Below are 904 nucleotides of genomic sequence, written 5' to 3' on the forward strand. Positions count from 1 at the left end.
CGGCCATCTGGTAGAGCCGTCCGGCGCGGTAGGAGGAGCGGACCAGCGGGCCGGACATCACGCCGGAGAAGCCGATCTGCTCGGCCTCCTCCTTCAGCTCGACGAACTCCTGCGGCTTGACCCAGCGCTCCACGGGGTGGTGGCGCACGGACGGGCGCAGGTACTGGGTGATGGTGACCAGCTCGCAGCCCGCGCCGTGCAGCTGCCTGAGCGCCTCGCTGACCTCCTCGCGGGTCTCGCCCATGCCGAGGATCAGGTTCGACTTGGTCACCAGGCCGGCGTCGCGGGCCTCGGTGATGACCTTCAGGGAGCGCTCGTAGCGGAAGCCGGGGCGGATCCGCTTGAAGATCCGCGGGACGGTCTCGACGTTGTGCGCGAAGACCTCGGGGCGGGCGGAGAAGACCTCGGCCAGCTGCTCGGGGACGGCGTTGAAGTCGGGGGCGAGCAGTTCGACCTTGGTGCGGCCGGCCTCGCGGGCGGTGGTCTGGGCGTGGATCTGGCGGACGGTCTCGGCGTACAGCCAGGCGCCGCCGTCGGCCAGGTCGTCGCGGGCGACGCCGGTGACGGTGGCGTAGTTCAGGTCCATGGTGACCACGGACTCGCCGACCCGGCGGGGCTCGTCGCGGTCGAGCGCCTCGGGCCTGCCGGTGTCGATCTGGCAGAAGTCGCAGCGCCGGGTGCACTGGTCGCCGCCGATGAGGAAGGTGGCCTCGCGGTCCTCCCAGCACTCGTAGATGTTCGGGCAGCCGGCCTCCTGGCAGACCGTGTGCAGGCCCTCGCTCTTCACGAGGTTCTGCATCTTGGTGTACTCGGGGCCCGTTTTCGCCCGGGTCTTGATCCACTCGGGCTTGCGCTCGATGGGGGTCTGGCTGTTGCGGACCTCCAGGCGCAGCATCTTGCGTCC

Annotated in this window: 1 protein-coding gene; it reads right to left on the reverse strand. The window is 70.2% G+C overall.

The window, feature by feature from the left end:
- Positions 1 to 904 (reverse strand): lipoyl synthase (lipA, locus tag ACFF45_RS35490; RefSeq protein ID WP_381351168.1); only part of this gene is annotated, 904 nt, incomplete at both ends.

It is taken from the genome of Streptomyces cinereospinus (genome assembly GCF_042430725.1).
GTDB lineage: Bacteria > Actinomycetota > Actinomycetes > Streptomycetales > Streptomycetaceae > Streptomyces > Streptomyces cinereospinus.